At 59.5% G+C, this 16,068-nt stretch carries 14 protein-coding genes; 4 read left to right on the top strand and 10 right to left on the bottom strand.

Going from position 1 to position 16,068, the window contains the following annotated elements; genetic code table 11:
- Nucleotides 1-2 precede the first annotated feature (2 nt).
- From IFT76_RS16135 to rpmH, 10 genes are all read right to left on the bottom strand, one after another.
- Nucleotides 3-410: a F0F1 ATP synthase subunit I gene (locus tag IFT76_RS16135; protein WP_192059283.1), complete on the bottom strand. Its 408-nt coding sequence runs from the start codon at nt 408-410 to the stop codon at nt 3-5.
- Nucleotides 411-558: 148 nt separating this feature from the next.
- Nucleotides 559-1,431 (bottom strand): ParB/RepB/Spo0J family partition protein, encoded by an 873-nt coding sequence (locus IFT76_RS16130; RefSeq protein ID WP_122716089.1) that lies wholly within the window; start codon nt 1,429-1,431, stop codon nt 559-561.
- A gap of 8 nt (nt 1,432-1,439) precedes the next feature.
- Nucleotides 1,440-2,231: a ParA family protein gene (locus IFT76_RS16125; protein WP_192059281.1), complete on the bottom strand. Its 792-nt coding sequence runs from the start codon at nt 2,229-2,231 to the stop codon at nt 1,440-1,442.
- Nucleotides 2,232-2,249: 18 nt separating this feature from the next.
- A complete protein-coding gene (rsmG, locus tag IFT76_RS16120; RefSeq protein ID WP_192059554.1) occupies nt 2,250-2,888 on the bottom strand; it encodes a 16S rRNA (guanine(527)-N(7))-methyltransferase RsmG in 639 nt (212 codons plus the stop codon).
- Between the two features lie 5 nt (nt 2,889-2,893).
- Nucleotides 2,894-4,792, bottom strand: a complete 1,899-nt coding sequence (mnmG, locus tag IFT76_RS16115) for a tRNA uridine-5-carboxymethylaminomethyl(34) synthesis enzyme MnmG (RefSeq protein ID WP_192059279.1) — start codon at nt 4,790-4,792, stop codon at nt 2,894-2,896.
- A 461-nt stretch (nt 4,793-5,253) separates the two neighbouring features.
- Nucleotides 5,254-6,624 carry a tRNA uridine-5-carboxymethylaminomethyl(34) synthesis GTPase MnmE gene (gene mnmE / locus IFT76_RS16110; RefSeq protein ID WP_192059277.1) on the bottom strand — a complete coding sequence of 457 codons (1,371 nt, stop codon included), beginning with the start codon at nt 6,622-6,624 and terminating at the stop codon, nt 5,254-5,256.
- Between the two features lie 79 nt (nt 6,625-6,703).
- Entirely contained in the window at nt 6,704-8,389 is a 1,686-nt protein-coding gene (gene yidC, locus IFT76_RS16105; protein WP_192050259.1) for a membrane protein insertase YidC, read from the bottom strand.
- Nucleotides 8,390-8,391: 2 nt separating this feature from the next.
- Nucleotides 8,392-8,637, bottom strand: coding sequence for a membrane protein insertion efficiency factor YidD (gene yidD / locus IFT76_RS16100; protein WP_082223633.1), 246 nt, complete (start codon nt 8,635-8,637; stop codon nt 8,392-8,394).
- Complete coding sequence (gene rnpA / locus IFT76_RS16095; protein ID WP_049860458.1) at nt 8,630-9,034, bottom strand: ribonuclease P protein component; 405 nt, start codon at nt 9,032-9,034, stop codon at nt 8,630-8,632. The genes yidD and rnpA overlap by 8 nt, the downstream gene beginning before the upstream one ends.
- A gap of 13 nt (nt 9,035-9,047) precedes the next feature.
- The gene (gene rpmH / locus IFT76_RS16090) at nt 9,048-9,182 is read right to left on the bottom strand and encodes a 50S ribosomal protein L34 (RefSeq protein WP_043192020.1); all 135 of its coding nucleotides are present in this window, start codon (nt 9,180-9,182) and stop codon (nt 9,048-9,050) included.
- Between the two features lie 623 nt (nt 9,183-9,805).
- Between rpmH and dnaA the strand changes: the two genes are divergently transcribed.
- From dnaA to gyrB, 4 genes are read left to right on the top strand one after another with little or no spacing between them, the layout of a single operon-like run.
- Nucleotides 9,806-11,314 (top strand): chromosomal replication initiator protein DnaA, encoded by a 1,509-nt coding sequence (gene dnaA, locus IFT76_RS16085; RefSeq protein WP_122480042.1) that lies wholly within the window; start codon nt 9,806-9,808, stop codon nt 11,312-11,314.
- A 38-nt stretch (nt 11,315-11,352) separates the two neighbouring features.
- On the top strand, nt 11,353-12,456 hold the full coding sequence (gene dnaN, locus IFT76_RS16080) for a DNA polymerase III subunit beta (RefSeq protein ID WP_122480043.1): 1,104 nt from the start codon (nt 11,353-11,355) through the stop codon (nt 12,454-12,456).
- An 11-nt stretch (nt 12,457-12,467) separates the two neighbouring features.
- Nucleotides 12,468-13,571: a DNA replication/repair protein RecF gene (gene recF, locus IFT76_RS16075; protein ID WP_122480044.1), complete on the top strand. Its 1,104-nt coding sequence runs from the start codon at nt 12,468-12,470 to the stop codon at nt 13,569-13,571.
- Between the two features lie 4 nt (nt 13,572-13,575).
- A complete protein-coding gene (gene gyrB, locus IFT76_RS16070) occupies nt 13,576-15,993 on the top strand; it encodes a DNA topoisomerase (ATP-hydrolyzing) subunit B (RefSeq protein WP_122480045.1) in 2,418 nt (805 codons plus the stop codon).
- Nucleotides 15,994-16,068 lie beyond the last annotated feature (75 nt).

The raw sequence follows: 16,068 nt of genomic DNA, 5'->3' as shown, positions 1-16,068 counted from the left end.
CCCTAAGGTCTCGAAAGTCTTGTTTTCATGAGCAGGGGTGCGAACCAGCTGACCAGTTGGGTCAACCCGAAGACGCCGAATACAGCCAGCGGCGCCAGTGGTTTCACTCCTGCGAACGTCAGTGCGAACAGCACTGCCGTCAAAATCAGCTTGCCAGCCTCGCCGGCGTAGAACGACCGGACGATGGCTTGTGCGGCCCGGGCTCCGGTGAACCGGAATGCCTTCCAGGCGAAATACAGATTGGGCAACCAGGCAATCAGGCCTCCGCAGAGACCCGAATAACCGCTGACCGCCCCGAGCCATTGCCACAGCACCAGAGCTGCCAGCAACGCGACGACACCTTGCGCCAACAACATCGGGAAAACGACCCATTCATGGAACGGCAGGCGGTTTGGCGTGCGGGTTTCCATCGTGGCGACTCCTCAATGGTCGACGTGCCATAAGCCTTAACTTGGCATAAATTGTGCCGACAAAATGCGCGCAGAGTATAGGGGCGCTTCCGCCCCTATTCAACTGCCGGGTAGTGATTTCCGACTGCGCGCTACATAGGGAATTGTTTCAGCGAATGTGTGCGAGCACACCCTGCAACTCGTCCAGCGAGTTATAGCGGATCACCAACTGGCCCTTGCCCTTCTGTCCGTGGCGAATCTGCACCGCAGAGCCCAGGCGCTCGGCCAGGCGCTGTTCCAGCCGGGTGATGTCCGGGTCGGCCTTGGCCGGCTCCACGGGCTCGGGTTTGCCACTGAGCCACTGCCTGACCAGGGCTTCGGTCTGGCGCACGGTCAGACCGCGTGCGACAACGTGTCGCGCCCCTTCTACCTGCTGTTCGTCCGGCAGACCGAGCAACGCGCGCGCATGCCCCATTTCCAGATCGCCGTGGGACAGCATGGTCTTGATCACTTCAGGCAGGGCAATCAGGCGCAGCAGGTTGGCCACGGTGACCCGCGACTTGCCCACTGCGTCGGCCACCTGCTGCTGGGTCAACTGGAACTCGTGCTGCAGGCGTTGCAGGGCAATGGCCTCTTCCACCGGGTTGAGGTCTTCGCGTTGGATGTTTTCGATCAATGCCATGGCGATCGCGGCTTCGTCGGGCACATCGCGAACCATGGCCGGAATTGTCTCCAGGCCGGCCTGTTGCGCCGCGCGCCAGCGGCGTTCCCCGGCGATGATCTCGAACCGCGAGTTGGCCACCGGCCGTACCACGATCGGTTGCATCACGCCCTGGGTCTTGATCGAGTGCGCCAACTCTTCGAGCGCCTGCGGGTCCATGTCCCGACGTGGCTGGTATTTACCGCGCTGGATGACGTCCAGGGGCAAATGCTGCAACTCGTTCTGGTCGACCGTGACGGCCTGCTCTTCGAGCGCACTGACGGTCGAACCGCTGAGCAGCGCATCCAGCCCACGCCCGAGACCACGTTTCTTGACGGCCATTGGATTCCTTAAATGACTGCAGCGGTGCGAGATTGGCGACGCTGCCGACGAACCATCTCGCCAGCCAGTGCCAGGTAGGCCAGGGCGCCGCGTGAGGATTTGTCGTACGTGAGCGCCGGCATCCCATAGCTGGGAGCTTCGGCCAGACGAATGTTGCGCGGGATGACGGTATCGTAGAGCTGGTCGCCGAAGTGCTCCTTGAGCTGCGCCGACACATCGTTCATCAGGCTCAGGCGAGGGTCGTACATGGTCCGCAGCAAACCCTCGACCTTGAGGTCCGGATTCAGCAGTTCGGCGATTCGCTTGACGTTGTCCACAAGGTCGCTCAGCCCTTCCAGGGCGAAATACTCGCACTGCATCGGAATGATCACGCCATCGGACGCCACCAGCGCATTGAGGGTCAGCATCGACAGCGAGGGCGGGCAGTCGATCAGAATGTAGTCGTAGTTGTTGCGCACCGGCGCCAGCGCACTGCGCAGCCGGCTCTCTTTCATCTGCATTTCCAGCAGGACCACCTCGGCCGCCGTCAGGTCGCGGTTGGCCGGCAGCAACTGATACCCGCCGTGCTCGGAAAAGTGCATGGCCTGGGCCAGGTCGCACTCGCCGATCAGCACGTCGTAGATGGAGTTTTCAAGTGCGTGCTTGTCCACTCCGCTACCCATGGTGGCGTTGCCCTGCGGATCGAGGTCGATCAGCAGCACGCGGCGCTTGGTCGCGACCAGCGATGCTGCGAGGTTGATGCAGGTGGTGGTCTTGCCCACACCACCTTTCTGGTTCGCTATCGCGAATACCTTAGCCATTATTGCTCGTGTTCCCAATCATGCCGTGCGGCGCAGTATCAGCAGATGGCGTTGGCCTTGGCAACCGGGGACGGCCAAGGCGTGTTCGCTATCGAGGTGGAAGTCCGCTGGCAATGCTACCAGTTCGTCAGCTGGATGCAGCCCTTTCATCGCCAACCAGCGTGTGTCGACGTTGCCCAGGTGACGTGTCCAGTGGGCAAAATCGTGCAGGCTGCTGAACGCGCGGGAAACGATACCGGCGAAAGGTTGCTCGGGGACGAAGGTTTCGGCGCGGCTGTGGATAACTTGCAGGTTGGCCAATCCCAGCTCCAGTTTCACTTGGGTCTGGAAGCGGGTTTTCTTGCCATTGCTGTCGAGCGTGGCGATCCGTTTTTCAGGAAACATGATCGCCAGCGGAATGCCTGGCATGCCGCCGCCGCTGCCGACATCCAGCCAGCTGTCGGCCGCTGCCAGGTGCGGCAGGATGCTCAGGCTGTCGAGCAGGTGCCGGGAAACCATCTCGTCGGGATTGCGCACCGCCGTCAGGTTGTACGCCTTGTTCCATTTGATCAACAGGGCCAGGTAGGCCAACAGCTGGTCGCGCTGGCCTTCGGACAGTTCGACGCCCAATTGCAGGGCGCCTGTGGACAACTCTTCGCGGTGCTGTTCGGTGACCATGGAACTCAAGCGCTTTGCTCCAACTCACGGCCTGCGCCGCGTTTTTTCAGATGAATCATCAACAGCGAAATGGCAGCGGGCGTCACACCCGGTATACGCGATGCCTGACCCAGGGTCTCGGGACGAGTAGCACCCAGCTTGCCCTGGATTTCCTTGGACAACCCGGAGATGCCGACGTAGTCGATATCCGCAGGCAGACGAGTGTCTTCGCTGGCACGCAGCCGGGCGATCTCGTCCTGTTGACGATCGATGTACCCGGCGTACTTGGTCTTGATCTCGACCTGTTCGGCCACCTGTGGATCCTGCGCGCCGCCACCGGTGACTTCGACCAGACCGACATAGTCGATTTCCGGACGGCTGAGCAGGTTAAGCAGGTTGTATTCATGGGTCAACGGCGTACCGAATTTCTCGGCAAGCGCATCGCCCACGGCAGTGTTCGGTCGGACCCAGCTGCTCTTGAGCCGCTGTTCCTCGATTTCGATGGCTTCGCGCTTGGCACTGAACGCTGCCCAACGGGCGTCGTCGACCAGGCCCAGCTCGCGACCCTTTTCGGTCAGGCGCAGGTCTGCATTGTCCTCGCGCAGGATCAGGCGATACTCGGCCCGCGAGGTGAACATCCGGTACGGTTCCTGGGTGCCCAGGGTGATCAGGTCATCGACCAGCACGCCGATGTAGGCTTCGTCCCGGCGCGGGCACCAGGCGTCTTTGCCCTGTGCACGCAACGCCGCGTTGGCGCCGGCCAGCAACCCCTGCGCGCCGGCCTCTTCGTAGCCGGTGGTGCCGTTGATCTGCCCGGCGAAGAACAGACCGGCGATCACCTTGGTTTCGAGGCTGTACTTGAGATCGCGCGGATCGAAGTAGTCGTATTCGATGGCGTAGCCGGGACGCATGATGTGTGCGTTTTCCATGCCACGGATCGAACGGACGATCTGCAACTGCACATCGAACGGCAGGGACGTGGAAATACCGTTGGGATACAGCTCGTGGGTGGTCAGCCCCTCCGGCTCGATGAACACCTGATGGCTCTGCTTGTCGGCGAAGCGGTGAATCTTGTCTTCGATCGAGGGGCAGTACCGTGGACCTATGCCTTCGATTTCACCGGCTGCCGAATACATCGGCGAGCGATCGAGGTTGGCCGCGATGATTTCATGGGTGCGCGCGTTGGTATGGGTGATCCAGCAACTGACCTGGCGCGGATGCAGTGCCTTGGATCCCATGAACGACATCACCGGGATCGGGGTATCGCCCGGCTGCTCGGTCATCACCGAAAAGTCCACGGACTTGCCGTCGATGCGCGGCGGTGTACCGGTCTTCAACCGGCCTACTCGCAGGGGCAGTTCACGCAGGCGATGGGCCAGGGCGATCGACGGCGGATCGCCCGCACGCCCACCCGAATAATTCTGCAAACCGATGTGGATGAGCCCGCCCAGGAAGGTACCGGTGGTGAGCACCACGGAATCGGCCATGAAGCGCAGGCCCATCTGGGTGACCACGCCCTTGACCTCGTCCTGCTCGACGATCAGGTCGTCTGCCGGCTGCTGGAATATCCACAGGTTGGGTTGATTCTCCAGGATTTCGCGGATCGCCGCCTTGTACAGGACCCGGTCGGCCTGGGCACGGGTGGCCCGTACCGCTGGGCCCTTGCGGTTGTTGAGCACGCGAAACTGAATGCCACCCTTGTCGGTAGCCAGTGCCATGGCACCGCCGAGCGCATCGATCTCCTTTACCAGGTGGCTCTTGCCGATGCCGCCGATGGCCGGGTTGCAACTCATGGCACCGAGGGTTTCCACGTTGTGCGTCAACAGCAGGGTCTTTGCACCCATGCGTGCTGAGGCCAGTGCTGCCTCGGTACCGGCATGACCGCCGCCGATGACGATCACTTCAAAACGGGAAGGGAAATCCACCACGCACCTCGTGCCTGTTCAATGTGGGTAATTGGGATAGCGGCGCAGTATAGGGAATTTGCCTCGGCTAAAGAACCCTTCTGCACAAAAAATAACCAGCTGTGGATAGACCGGGTAATAGAAATTAAAAGAGAGAGATTTATTAAAGCTTTGTTTTTATGTTTATTACTATGCAACGACAAATCTGTGGATAAGGTTCTGAAACCCTCTGTACTCGTGCTGTACAGAGAAATTAAAGGTTGTGTTCACCTGTTAATGAGCCCGGTGTATAACCGAAATTAACCTGTGGGTAACACGGTTGCTTACCCACAGGCGGATTTATCATCAGCTTTCGGACCCGCTTATCAACCTGGCTCAGGCAGGCTTTTCCACAGGGCTCCTGAAGCGTGTATAAAAAAAAGCCGCCTCGAAAGGCGGCTGTTGATCAGTTTCATGCGCGGGTCGTGGCGGTGCTTGCACGCCTACTTGCCGATGCAGAAGCTCGAAAAGATGCGTCCCAGCAGATCATCTGAACTGAATGCTCCGGTGATTTCACCCAAGGCTTGCTGCGCCAGGCGCAGGTCTTCGGCCAACAGCTCGCCGGCCCCGGCCAGGGTCAATTGATCACGTCCATGGTCAAGGTGGTCGCCGGCATGGCGCAAGGCTTCGAGGTGACGTCGACGTGCGCTGAAGCTGCTTTCTGCGGTCTGTTCGTACCCCATGCAGGCCTTGAGGTGTTCGCGCAGCAACTGCAGCCCCTCGCCCGCCCCCTTGGCAGTCAAGCTCAACGTGACGTGTCCGTCGCCGTCCTGCTGCAGGCCGATGGGTTCCCCACTCAGGTCCGCCTTGTTGCGAATCACCGTGACTTTGCCGATATCGGGCGTGAGCTCGAGGAACTCCGGCCAGAGCGAAAACGGGTCGGCCGCTTCGGCGGCCGTCGCATCCACCACCAGCAGGATACGATCGGCCTCGGCAATGGCCTTCAGCGCTCGCTGCACGCCGATCTGCTCGACTTCATCGGCTGTGGTGCGCAGCCCCGCGGTGTCGATCACGTGCAACGGCATGCCATCGATGTGGATATGTTCGCGCAACACGTCCCGGGTCGTGCCGGCAATCTCCGTCACGATCGCGGCTTCGCGTCCGGCCAGCAGGTTGAGCAGGCTAGACTTGCCGGCATTCGGTCGACCGGCGATGACCACGTTCATGCCATCACGCAGCAAGGCCCCCTGCCCGGCTTCCCGCAGCACGGTGGATAACTCGCCACGTACCTTGTCGAGCAGGCTCAGTACATGACCATCGGCGAGGAAATCGATTTCCTCCTCGGGAAAGTCGATGGCGGCCTCGACGTAGATACGCAACGCGATGAGCTGCTCGGTCAAGTTATCCACACGGCGGGAAAAAGCCCCTTGCAGCGAACGCACGGCGTTGCGCGCCGCCTGGGCTGAACTGGCTTCGATGAGATCGGCAATGGCCTCGGCCTGGGCCAGGTCGAGCTTGTCGTTGAGGAATGCACGCTCGCTGAATTCGCCCGGACGTGCCAGGCGGCAGCCCAGTTGCAGACAACGCTGCAGCAGCATGTCCATCACCACAGGCCCACCGTGGCCTTGCAGCTCGAGCACGTCCTCGCCGGTGAACGAATTGGGCCCGGGGAAGTACAGGCTCAGGCCCTCGTCGATGACCTGGCACTGCGCGTCGAGCATCGGGCCGTAGTGAGCGTAGCGAGGCGTTGGCACGCGGCCGATGATCGCCTGGGCAGCCGTGCTGGCCAGTGGTCCGGAGATACGCACGATCCCCACTCCACCGCGACCTTGGGCTGTGGCAATGGCAGCGATGGTTTCGCGAACGACGTTCATGCAGATACTCCGGTCGAATTTCAGATAGCAAAACGCCCCACGAGGGGGCGCTTTGTGCACAGGTTAGTCGAGCAACCCGTTAAACGGCAGGTTTGTTTGCCGCAGCTTTCTCGATACCGCGCGTGATGTACCACTGCTGGGCAATCGACAGGGTGTTGTTGGTTACCCAGTACAGTACCAGGCCGGCCGGGAACCAGAGGAAGAAGAAGGTGAACACGATCGGCATCATCTTCATCACCTTGGCCTGCATCGGATCCGGAGGCGTTGGGTTCAAGCGCTGCTGAATGAACATGGTCGCGCCCATGATGATCGGCAGGATGAAGAACGGATCCTTGATCGACAGGTCGGTTATCCACAGCAGCCAAGGTGCCTGACGCATCTCGACGCTTTCCAGCAGTACCCAGTACAGGGACAGGAAGACCGGCATCTGCACCAGGATCGGCAGGCAGCCACCCAGCGGATTGATCTTCTCTTTCTTGTACAGCTCCATCATGGCCTGCGACATCTTCTGGCGATCGTCGCCATGCTGCTCCTTGAGCAATGCCAGTTTCGGCGCAACGGCGCGCATGCGCGCCATCGACCGGTAGCTGGCGGCCGACAAGGGGAAGAACAGCAGCTTGATCAGGATGGTCAGGCAGATGATCGAGAAGCCCCAGTTACCCAGGATCGCGTGGATATGCTTGAGCAGCCAGAAGATCGGTTGCGCGATGAACCACAGGATGCCGTAGTCGACGGTCAGCTCCAGGCCTGGGGACAATTCCTTGAGCTTGTCCTGTACCTTCGGACCGGCATACAGGGTGGCTGTGGTTTCGACCTTGCCACCTGGTGCGGCGGACAACGTCGGACCGGTGTAGCCGATGATGTAGTTGCCCTGGTTGTCCTTGCGCGTCATGACGTTGTTGCTGTCACCGGGGGCAGGGATCCAGGCCGTCACGAAGTAGTGCTGCAGCCAGGCTACCCAACCACCTTGCACGGTTTCCTTGAGGCCGGCCTTGTCCATGTCCTTCATCGACACTTTCTTGTACGGCTCGCCACTTGTCCACAGGGCAGCACCCAGGTAGGTCGCGGTACCGGTGGCCGTAGTCGACGACGGGTCAGAGCTGTTGTCTCGCTTGAGCTGGGCGAACATGTTCCCGCTCCAGTTCTGCGCGCTCTGGTTATCCACAAGGTAGCCGACTTTCAGGTCGTATTCGCCGCGGTCGACCGTGAAGCGCTTGACGTAGTTGACGCCGTTGTCGCTGTAGGTCAGGTCGACTACCAGCTGGTTCTGACCCTCGGCCAGTTGATAACTTTTTTGCGTGGCGCTGTACACGGGGCGCCCAGTGGAACGCGCATCCGGGCCGTTCGCACCGGTCAGGCCACTCTGGGCCAGGTAGGTCAGTTCACCACCGTTGTCGAACAACTGGAATGGAATGTTCGGCATGTCCTGGCGCCGAGGGTACTCGGGCAGGTTCAGCTGGACGATATCACCACCGGTAGGATCGATAGCGAAGTTGAGCACGTCGGTCTTGACCCAGATCAGGTCCTTGCTGACCACGACAGGGGTCGGCACAGGCAGATTGGCATCAGGATTGGCGCTGGGTACATCGGCACTGGCTTGAGTGTTGGTGCCCGGTACCGTTTCCGGCAATGCCGGGGTCGGGTTCTGGGTAGCCATATTCTGAGTCGGCAAGGCGGCTTGACCGTAGTCTTGGTTCCATTTCAGGACCATGACGTAGGCCACGACTGCCAGGGCGACGATCAGGATCGTGCGTTTAATATCCATGATTACTCGGCTATCGAAGAAGAACGGGGTGATGGGGCGTCTGGAACCGGGTCGAAACCACCGGCATTCCATGGGTGACAGCGGCCAAGGCGACGAACGGTCAGCCAGCTTCCACGCAAGAGGCCGTGGATCTCGATGGCTTCGAGCGCGTAGCAAGAGCAACTGGGATAAAAACGACAGTGGTTCGCCATGAGAGGGCTGATGGCGTAGCGGTAGAACTGGATCGGAACGATTGCCAGTTTACGCATCTTGACTGTCCACTCCTGCAGGTTCGGTCTTCACCACTGGAGCGGGCCGGTTACGTGCAAGGCGCTTCCAGAGCTTGCCAAAATGCTCATGCAATTCAGGGTTTTCCACGTCGCCCAAACCTTTGCGCGCGACGATGACGATGTCCCAGCCAGCCAGTATGTCCTGGTGCAGACGGAACGAGTCACGCATCAAACGTTTCAAGCGATTGCGTTGAACGGCGAGCTTGACGCTCTTTTTACCGATGACCAGCCCCAGACGGGGATGTTCGAGGCCGTTCTCACGCGCAAGGAGCAGCAAGTTCTTGCCGGGTACCTTGCCAGACGGCGAGTCGAAGACTGCTTTGAAATGCCGGGCTGTCAGCAGACGCTTTTCCCGACCGTAGTCCTGACTCACCACCTGTGCCGAAGGATCAAACTGCCAGACGCTTGCGGCCCTTGGCGCGACGACGCGACAGGACGGTACGGCCGTTCTTGGTAGCCATGCGGGCACGGAAACCGTGAGTGCGAGCGCGCTTGATGGTGCTGGGTTGGAAAGTACGTTTCATGGTTGTTACCTGGTTCGTCCACAACGGGCCGGAATGGACCCCGTTTTAAGAGACCGGCGATTCTAGTGAAAGCGCGGCAGAAGGTCAATTTCCAACCAGCTATTACTTTTGCATCGTTTATCAGAACCCTGCGCTGCACGTAGACATCGACCCTCACCTTCGATTCATCCGCCTCCTGTTTCCAAGCCTGCGTATGACACACCAGAGCCGATCAAATATAGAAATAGAGAAGGGACTTATTTAAAGCTTTTCTGTAATGCTTATAGATCTTAGTGAGGCCCTTTTCTGTGGATAACTACCTTCAGCCCTTGCTGCCCGTGCGTCCTGGGGATTCGCAACCCTGTCCAGAAGAGGTGCTGCGCCTGTGTCGATGCTAAGGACAACCTGTGGATTAAAGACGAGGATATCCACAGGGCTGTTATCCACAGATCTCGACCCCCACTTGTGCATAGATCTCAAGCCAGGTTATCCACAGAGCTCAGGAATCAGATTTCGAGGCATTGAACAGCGGTTTTTTCACGCTTTCCAGGCCAGTGGCCGGACCTACATGTGGATAAGTGTGCTGAGCGTCGGTACAATGGGGGTTGTTTTTGCCTTGCCGGCTTTCAATTCAGGGGATACCTGTGTCAGTGGAACTTTGGCAGCAGTGCGTGGAACTCCTGCGCGATGAACTGCCTGCCCAGCAATTCAACACCTGGATCCGTCCGCTACAGGTCGAAGCCGAAGGCGACGAGTTGCGGGTCTACGCGCCCAACCGCTTTGTGCTGGACTGGGTAAACGAGAAATACCTGACACGACTTCTCGAACTGTTGGGTGAGCACGGCAACGGACTCGCGCCGGCGCTTTCGTTGCTGATCGGCAGCCGCCGCAGCTCGACGCCCCGCGCTGCATTCAACGCCCCGCTGGCAGCCTCTGCAGCGGCAAGCCAGGCGCAGGCGGCCCCGGTGGCTGCCGTGCCTGCAGTTGCGCCTGTAGAGGCCGTTTCCAAGCCTTCGGCGGCCAGTGAAGAACCGTCGCGGGACAGCTTCGACCCCATGGCCGGTGCCAGTTCGCAACCGGCCCCTGTGCGCGCCGAGCAGCGCACCGTGCAGGTAGAGGGTGCGCTCAAGCACACCAGCTATCTGAATCGCACCTTTACCTTCGAAAACTTCGTCGAAGGTAAATCCAACCAGCTGGCGCGTGCCGCTGCCTGGCAGGTTGCGGACAACCCCAAGCATGGCTACAACCCGCTGTTCCTTTATGGCGGTGTGGGTCTGGGTAAAACGCACTTGATGCATGCTGTGGGTAACCATCTGCTCAAGAAGAATCCGAATGCCAAGGTCGTCTACCTGCATTCCGAGCGATTCGTGGCCGACATGGTCAAGGCGTTGCAGCTGAACGCGATCAACGAATTCAAGCGGTTCTATCGTTCGGTCGATGCGCTGCTGATCGATGACATTCAGTTCTTCGCTCGCAAGGAGCGCTCCCAGGAGGAGTTCTTCCATACCTTCAATGCGCTGCTCGAGGGCGGCCAGCAGGTCATCCTGACCAGCGACCGCTACCCAAAGGAAATCGAAGGGCTCGAAGAGCGCCTGAAGTCGCGCTTTGGCTGGGGTTTGACAGTGGCGGTCGAACCACCGGAGCTCGAGACGCGAGTCGCGATCCTGATGAAGAAGGCGGATCAGGCCAAGGTTGAGTTGCCCCATGACGCGGCGTTCTTCATTGCCCAGCGGATTCGCTCCAACGTCCGCGAACTCGAAGGTGCACTCAAGCGCGTCATTGCGCACTCGCACTTCATGGGCCGAGAAATCACCATCGAGCTGATCCGCGAGTCGCTCAAGGATTTGCTGGCACTGCAAGACAAGCTGGTGAGTGTGGATAACATTCAGCGCACGGTGGCCGAGTACTACAAGATCAAGATTTCCGATCTGCTGTCCAAGCGCCGCTCACGCTCGGTGGCGCGACCGCGGCAGGTGGCCATGGCGTTGTCCAAGGAACTGACCAACCACAGCCTGCCGGAAATCGGCGATGTGTTTGGTGGCCGTGATCACACCACCGTGCTGCACGCCTGCCGCAAGATCAACGAACTCAAGGAATCCGACGCGGATATCCGCGAGGACTACAAGAACCTGCTGCGTACCCTGACCACGTGAACATTCACTACGCAGCTTTTGAGGCAAGGGACTAGACCATGCATTTCACCATTCAACGCGAAGCCCTGTTGAAACCCCTGCAGCTGGTCGCCGGCGTCGTCGAACGCCGCCAGACCTTGCCTGTGCTTTCCAACGTGCTGCTGGTCGTTCAGGGGCAGCAGTTGTCCCTGACCGGTACTGACCTGGAAGTGGAACTGGTTGGCCGCGTACAGCTGGAAGAGCCCGCCGAGCCTGGCGAGATCACGGTGCCCGCGCGCAAGTTGATGGACATCTGCAAGAGCTTGCCCAACGACGCCCTGATCGACATCAAAGTCGATGAACAGAAGGTAGTGGTCAAGGCCGGACGCAGCCGTTTCACCTTGTCGACATTGCCGGCCAATGATTTCCCGACGGTCGAGGAAGGCCCGGGTTCGCTGACGTGCAGCCTGGTCCAGAGCAAGCTGCGCCGGTTGATCGAACGCACCAGTTTCGCCATGGCTCAACAGGACGTTCGCTATTACCTCAACGGCATGCTGCTGGAAGTATCGGCAGGTATCATCCGCGCCGTCGCAACCGATGGACACCGCTTGGCCATGTGCTCGATGCAAGCCGACATTGGCCAGGCCGATCGGCATCAGGTCATTGTGCCCCGCAAAGGTATCCTGGAGCTGGCCCGCCTGCTGACCGAGCCTGATGGCAACGTCAGCATAGTGCTGGGCCAGCACCACATCCGTGCTACCACCGGTGAGTTCACCTTCACCTCCAAACTGGTCGATGGCAAGTTCCCCGACTACGAGCGCGTGTTGCCCAAAGGTGGCGACAAGTTGGTGGTCGGAGATCGCCAGGCATTGCGTGAAGCGTTTAGCCGCACCGCTATTCTGTCCAACGAAAAGTACCGCGGCATCCGTTTGCAACTGGCGGCCGGTCAGCTGAAAATCCAGGCCAACAACCCTGAGCAGGAAGAAGCGGAAGAAGAAGTGGCCGTGGACTACAACGGTGGCGCGCTGGAGATCGGCTTCAACGTCAGTTATCTGCTCGACGTGCTGGGCGTGATGACGACGGAGCAGGTGCGCCTGATTCTGTCCGATTCCAACAGCAGCGCCCTGGTGCAGGAATCGGACAACGACGACTCGGCATATGTCGTCATGCCGATGCGCCTCTGACCCCTGCCTGAATGTCCCTTACCCGCGTCACAGTCACCGCGGTGCGCAACCTGCACCCGGTGACCTTCTCCCCCTCCCCGCGCATCAACATTCTTTATGGCGCCAACGGCAGTGGCAAGACCAGTGTTCTGGAAGCCATTCACTTGCTGGGTCTGGCTCGATCTTTCCGCAGTACGCGCTTGGTGCCGATCATCCAGCACGATCAGGCGAGCGCTACGGTGTTCGGGCAAGTCGAACTGGCCGAAGGTGGACAGAGCAATCTGGGGATATCCAGAGAGCGCCAAGGCGATTTCACCATTCGCATAGATGGCCAGAATGCGCGAAGCGCAGCCCAGCTTGCCCAGATACTTCCGCTGCAGTTGATAAATCCCGACAGCTTTCGGCTGTTGGAAGGCGCGCCTAAAATTCGCAGACAGTTTCTCGACTGGGGTGTGTTCCACGTGGAACCTCGCTTCATGTCGACCTGGCAGCGCCTGCAGAAGGCCTTGAAGCAACGGAACTCGTGGCTTCGGCATGGTACACTTGACGTTGCTTCGCAAGCGGCGTGGGACCGTGAACTCTGTCTTGCCAGTGCAGAAATCGACGAGTACCGCCGTGCTTACATCAAGGCGCTGAAGCCTGTGTTCGAACAGACACTCGCCGAGTTGGTGCAGCTCGATGGGTTGACGCTGAGCTATTACCGAGGTTGGGACAAGGATCGCGAACTTGCCGATGTATTGGCAGGTTCGCTGTTGAGAGACCAGCAGATGGGGCATACCCAGGCTGGACCTCAACGTGCTGATCTTCGCCTCAGAATGGGCGCCCATAATGCGGCCGACATATTGTCGCGCGGTCAGCAGAAGCTGGTGGTATGCGCACTTCGCATTGCCCAGGGCCATCTGGTAGGCCAGGCCCGCCGAGGGCAATGCATCTATCTGGTAGACGATTTGCCCTCCGAACTGGACGAGAAACATCGTCGCGCATTGTGCCGCTTGCTGGAAGAATTACGCTGCCAGGTGTTCATCACCTGTGTGGATCAAGAATTATTGAGGGAAGGCTGGCAAACGGAAACGCCAGTTGCCGTGTTCCACGTGGAACATGGCGGTATTACCCAGACCCACGATCATCGGGAGTGAAGGCATGAGCGAGAACCAAACGTACGACTCCTCCAGCATCAAGGTGCTGAAAGGGCTTGATGCCGTACGCAAACGTCCCGGTATGTACATCGGCGACACCGATGATGGTAGCGGCCTGCACCACATGGTCTTCGAGGTGGTGGACAATTCCATCGACGAAGCACTGGCCGGCCACTGTGATGAAATCACCATCACCATTCATCCAGACGAATCCATTTCCGTAACCGACAACGGTCGCGGCATTCCAGTGGATGTGCACAAGGAAGAAGGCGTATCTGCGGCCGAGGTCATCATGACCGTGCTGCACGCTGGTGGTAAGTTCGACGATAACTCGTACAAGGTTTCCGGCGGCCTGCACGGCGTTGGTGTATCCGTGGTGAACGCACTCTCTGAAAGCCTGCAATTGACAGTGCGTCGCGCTGGGAAATTGTGGGAGCAGTTCTACGTGCATGGCGTACCGCAGGAGCCGATGCAAATCGTCGGTGAAAGCGAAACCACCGGTACCAAGATCCACTTCAAGCCATCGGCCGACACCTTCAAGAACATCCACTTCAGCTGGGACATTCTGGCGAAGCGGATCCGCGAATTGTCCTTCCTCAACTCTGGCGTGGGTATCCTCCTGAAGGATGAGCGCACCGCCAAGGAAGAGCTGTTCAAGTTCGAAGGCGGTCTGCGGGCATTCGTCGAATACCTCAATACCAACAAGACGCCCGTCAATCAGGTGTTCCACTTCAATGTGCAACGCGACGATGGCGTAGGTGTTGAAGTGGCACTGCAGTGGAACGACAGCTTCAATGAAAACCTGTTGTGCTTCACCAACAACATTCCGCAGCGCGATGGCGGTACTCACCTGGTGGGCTTCCGCTCGGCGCTGACGCGCAACCTGAACAACTACATCGAGCAGGAAGGCCTGGCCAAGAAGAACAAGGTCTCGACCACCGGCGACGATGCGCGTGAAGGCTTGACCGCAATCATTTCGGTGAAAGTGCCGGATCCCAAGTTCAGCTCGCAGACCAAGGACAAGCTGGTTTCGTCCGAAGTGAAAACTGCGGTCGAGCAGGAGATGGGCAAGTACTTCTCGGATTTCCTTCTGGAGAATCCGAACGAAGCCAAGGCCGTGGTGGGCAAGATGATCGACGCCGCCCGTGCTCGTGAAGCTGCCCGCAAGGCGCGCGAGATGACCCGTCGCAAGGGTGCATTGGACATCGCTGGCCTGCCAGGCAAATTGGCCGACTGCCAGGAGAAGGACCCTGCCCTTTCCGAACTCTACCTGGTGGAGGGTGACTCCGCCGGTGGTTCGGCCAAGCAAGGCCGCAATCGCAAGACCCAGGCGATCCTGCCGCTCAAGGGCAAGATCCTCAACGTCGAGAAGGCACGCTTCGACAAGATGATCTCTTCCCAGGAAGTGGGCACTTTGATCACGGCACTGGGCTGCGGTATCGGTCGCGAAGAGTACAACATCGACAAGTTGCGCTATCACAACATCATCATCATGACCGATGCCGACGTTGACGGATCGCACATCCGTACCTTGTTGCTGACCTTCTTCTTCCGTCAGTTGCCTGAGCTGATCGAGCGCGGCTACATCTACATTGCCCAGCCGCCGTTGTACAAGGTGAAGAAGGGCAAGCAGGAGCAGTACATCAAGGACGACGACGCCATGGAGGAGTACATGACGCAGTCGGCCCTGGAAGATGCGAGCCTGCACCTCAACGATTCGGCGCCCGGTATTTCCGGGGAAGCGCTGGAGCGCCTGGTGAACGATTTCCGTATGGTCATGAAGACGCTCAAGCGTCTGTCGCGTCTGTACCCGCAGGAGCTGACCGAGCACTTCGTGTACCTGCCGGCGGTGGCACTCGAGCAGCTGGGCGACCACGAGGCCATGCAGGCCTGGTTGGCCAAGTTCGACGCACGTCTGCGCACCAGCGAGAAATCGGGCCTGGTGTACAAGGCCAGTCTGCGTGAAGACCGTGAGCGCAACGTCTGGCTGCCAGAGGTGGAGATCACCTCCCACGGCCTGGCGAGCTACATCACCTTCAACCGCGATTTCTTCGGCAGCAACGACTACAAGACCGTGACCGCTCTGGGCGCACAGTTGGCCAGTCTGCTGGACGAAGGCGCCTACGTTAAACGGGGCGAGCGCAAGAAGGCCGTGGTCGAGTTCAAGGAAGCCCTCGAGTGGCTGATGACCGAAAGCACCAAGCGCCATACCATCCAGCGCTACAAAGGTCTGGGTGAGATGAACCCAGACCAGTTGTGGGAAACCACGATGGACCCAAGCGTGCGACGCATGCTCAAGGTCACCATCGAGGATGCGATCGGCGCCGATCAGATATTCAACACCCTGATGGGTGATGCGGTCGAGCCCCGTCGCGAGTTCATCGAAAGCAATGCACTGGCGGTGTCGAACCTCGACTTCTGAGGCTAGACCCACCCACCGAACCCCGGCGCCCTTGGCCCGGGGTTTTTTTTGGGTGTGCGTATCCAATGCCTCACG

The sequence above is a fragment of the Pseudomonas sp. CFBP 13727 genome (assembly GCF_014841915.1).
GTDB classification, from domain to species: domain Bacteria; phylum Pseudomonadota; class Gammaproteobacteria; order Pseudomonadales; family Pseudomonadaceae; genus Aquipseudomonas; species Aquipseudomonas baltica.
The sequence above is the reverse complement of the archived record's forward strand: the minus strand, read 5'-3'. Positions and strand labels throughout refer to the sequence as shown.